Genomic DNA, 2,441 nt, shown 5'->3' on the forward strand with positions numbered 1-2,441 from the left:
AGGCGTCATGCTTTCTGGTTTGAACAATTGCACATTTCGGTTTTCATCTATCTCTATGGTGATTGTTTTCATGCTGTTTTCCTTTCCGCCCGGATGGGCTTTATGCCGGCTGGCCAGCTTCGTGAAAATGCTTCCATAGGATTGTTACTACCAGGGAGTTTGAGGATATTCCCTTTTGCTCTGCCTCTTTCCTGATTGCCTCCCGAAGCTCCGCCGGGAGACACAAGAGGAAACGTTTTATTTCTACCATACAGATCTCCTTTCTTGAGCCATATCTATATATAGATATGCTATAATGGCCTTTAGGCCATTAATCCCGAACTGATTTTTTATGCTGGGTGGGTGCGCTGTGGTATAACAGCCATGCCCATATTAAAGCACTTGCTTGCCATACGCTTTACTGCACATTCATAAGAATTGCCAGTGCGAAGTTCTTTTATTAGTTCATGTGCATCTTTTACGATTGCATTAAGCTCTTTTTCTCTAGCATCCATTTTTATTATCTCCTTTCTCTATGTTAGTTATTAACTTTATGTGTTAATAATAAGCTAGTTATTAACATTTGTCAAGAAATTTTTCTTGCTTTTTGTTAGTTACTAACATATAATACTTTTAGGAGGTGGTATAAATGAGTATTAACCGAAGAATAAAAGCATTACGAAAAGAGCTGAATTTGATACAGCAAGATTTTGCGAAAAAAATTGGAGTGCAACGGGTTACTATCAGCTGGATGGAAAAAGAAGGAAACACTATAACACGCCAAAATATCAAAATCATTTGCGACGCATTTAATGTAAATGAAAATTGGTTATGTACAGGCGAAGGTGATATGTTTAAACCAGCTGATGAACCGGGCATCCTCGACAAGCTCCAGCAGGAATTAAAACTTAATAATGCAGAGATGGAAATCATAAAAACCTTCATAGAGCTATCCCCGGAACAACGCAGGATGGGAATCCAGTTCATTAAGGACTTCTCTAGTAAGTTGAACGCCAACCTTGGAGAAGTATTGTCCAGCCCCCGCTCATCAGAAGTAATGGGCGTGTCACGCTCTGACACATCATCACTGCCAGCTGGCATCTCCGATGATGAATGGCAGCTCCTGCAGGCCGCCCGCAGGGAAAAAGCTCAAACGTCAGATACATCCGGCTATATAAATTCCGACATGAAAAGTAGAGCCTAAATCCGTGGTAATTCAATATTTGTTAATAAGTAATGATATGTTATAAAATCTATATAAAATGGGGAGACGGTAATTATGAAACATTTTTTTGATGTAAAAGGAAGCACTGGAAACAACTACACTGTAACTATTAATGTTACAGACGATGGCAAGCTGACAGCTGGCTGTACGTGTAAAGCAGGAATGAATGCCACTCTTTGTAAGCATGTAATTGGCATAATTAATGATAATGAAGAGTTCTCCGATTTGCTTCAGGCTCAAAAATATTACTATCTGTATGAAATATTCCTTAATAAATCTGCCGAAGCGGAAATATTAAAAAAGGAAGCCGCAAAGGCTAAGAAACAGTTTTCTCACAGCCTGATGAAGGAATAGGGTGATGTTATGGAATTCAAGGCGAAAGATGTTAAAAGCGATCGTATCGAAAGAAGCAAACAGCTGATAGCCGATTTTTCCAAAGGATATGCAGATGGTTGGGCATTTATTGTCAGAAAATGCAATTTTGAAGCATTGGATATTATATGGAGCGTTTATAAAGAGCGTGATAAATCTACGAAAAACTCAAAAATTGTTTATGAAGGATGGACGCAAGGGGAAATATATAAATTTCCAACAGGAGCCACATTCTATGATTCTGTCAGGGTATACGATAATATCCCGTGGTCGGAGGCGAAGAAGCTAGTTAACCGTTGCATTCAAATTACCCACAGTATCCCTATGAGTAAGAATACAAGTGGCAAAGTGCGGTATGAGCTGTACGAAAAAGGAAAAGGCATAACCAAAAATCAGTGTACGCAAAAAGAATTTGTTCAAATCTTAAAGACAGGTGTAATTCCAGCTTCCGGAAAACAAACAATAATATCAACAGTATCAGATGCGCAATCGGCGAATGGTATCGTTGAAAATAAATCTGAATATAAGGGTCTACCATCAGCAACTAACAAAGCAAATCCTAAACTCACCGCAAAGACTAAAACTAAATCGTTAAAGAAAAATCCTCAACATTATATACAGCTTGGATTGTTTGACTAAACGGTGTCACACACCGACACATCACGGCCAGCCAGCTTCCCCGGCTCCGACCATGTAGCCGAAAGCAAAGCATCCTACCATACTTCTGCCGATAGCTCCGCCCGGCCGGCAGGCATCTCCGATGATGAATGGAAGCTCCTGCAGGCGGCCCGCAGGGAAAAAGCTCAAACGTCAGATACATCCGCCTCTACCTGCTCCAAAGAAAATAGGGCGTGAGGCAAATAAA

Annotated in this window: 6 protein-coding genes; 3 read left to right on the forward strand and 3 right to left on the reverse strand. The window is 40.2% G+C overall.

Going from position 1 to position 2,441, the window contains the following annotated elements; translation table 11 throughout:
- Positions 1–100: 100 nt before the first annotated feature.
- On the reverse strand, positions 101–250 hold the full coding sequence (locus ACI3UA_RS05075; protein WP_439723748.1) for an Arc family DNA-binding protein: 150 nt from the start codon (positions 248–250) through the stop codon (positions 101–103).
- 79 nt (positions 251–329) lie between these two features.
- Positions 330–494: a hypothetical protein gene (locus ACI3UA_RS05080; RefSeq protein ID WP_176894457.1), complete on the reverse strand. Its 165-nt coding sequence runs from the start codon at positions 492–494 to the stop codon at positions 330–332.
- Positions 495–628: 134 nt separating this feature from the next.
- On the opposite strand from ACI3UA_RS05080, the gene ACI3UA_RS05085 reads away from it, so the two are divergent.
- From ACI3UA_RS05085 to ACI3UA_RS05095, 3 genes are all read left to right on the forward strand, one after another.
- Positions 629–1,183: a helix-turn-helix domain-containing protein gene (locus tag ACI3UA_RS05085; RefSeq protein ID WP_439723749.1), complete on the forward strand. Its 555-nt coding sequence runs from the start codon at positions 629–631 to the stop codon at positions 1,181–1,183.
- A 75-nt stretch (positions 1,184–1,258) separates the two neighbouring features.
- Positions 1,259–1,558: an SWIM zinc finger family protein gene (locus ACI3UA_RS05090; RefSeq protein WP_439723750.1), complete on the forward strand. Its 300-nt coding sequence runs from the start codon at positions 1,259–1,261 to the stop codon at positions 1,556–1,558.
- A 9-nt stretch (positions 1,559–1,567) separates the two neighbouring features.
- A complete protein-coding gene (locus ACI3UA_RS05095; protein WP_439723751.1) occupies positions 1,568–2,215 on the forward strand; it encodes a hypothetical protein in 648 nt (215 codons plus the stop codon).
- A 21-nt stretch (positions 2,216–2,236) separates the two neighbouring features.
- Here the strand turns inward: ACI3UA_RS05095 and ACI3UA_RS05100 are convergent, their stop codons facing one another.
- Positions 2,237–2,383 carry a hypothetical protein gene (locus ACI3UA_RS05100; RefSeq protein WP_439723752.1) on the reverse strand — a complete coding sequence of 49 codons (147 nt, stop codon included), beginning with the start codon at positions 2,381–2,383 and terminating at the stop codon, positions 2,237–2,239.
- Positions 2,384–2,441 lie beyond the last annotated feature (58 nt).

Source organism: Anaerovibrio sp. (assembly GCF_051866355.1).
Taxonomy (GTDB): domain Bacteria; phylum Bacillota; class Negativicutes; order Selenomonadales; family Selenomonadaceae; genus Anaerovibrio.